The organism is Pseudoalteromonas sp. SIMBA_162 (assembly GCF_046535955.1).
Classification (GTDB): domain Bacteria; phylum Pseudomonadota; class Gammaproteobacteria; order Enterobacterales; family Alteromonadaceae; genus Pseudoalteromonas; species Pseudoalteromonas marina.
The window spans coordinates 1-250 of record NZ_JAWJBQ010000874.1; the positions used below are offsets into that span (position 1 = coordinate 1).

Below are 250 nucleotides of genomic sequence, written 5' to 3' on the forward strand. Positions count from 1 at the left end.
GCTCTGCTCAGCGTGGTCGGACGACCGACTTCTTGCCGTATCTCGTCGCCGCGACCTTCTTCATGGAGTATCTCGACACGACCGTGATCGCGACCGCGCTCCCGCAGATGGCGCATTCCTTCGGCGTCGGGCCGAATGCGCTGAGTCTCGGGATGACGGCCTACATGCTCGCGCTCGCGGTATTCATCCCGATCAGCGGCTGGATCGCGGACCGATACGGTTCCCGCACGGTGTTCGGCAGTGCGATCGT

1 protein-coding gene is annotated in these 250 nt (G+C 64.0%); it reads left to right on the forward strand.

Going from position 1 to position 250, the window contains the following annotated elements:
• Positions 1-32 precede the first annotated feature (32 nt).
• Positions 33-250 (forward strand): MFS transporter (locus R0J88_RS22195; RefSeq protein WP_410901199.1); only part of this gene is annotated, 218 nt, incomplete at its 3' end.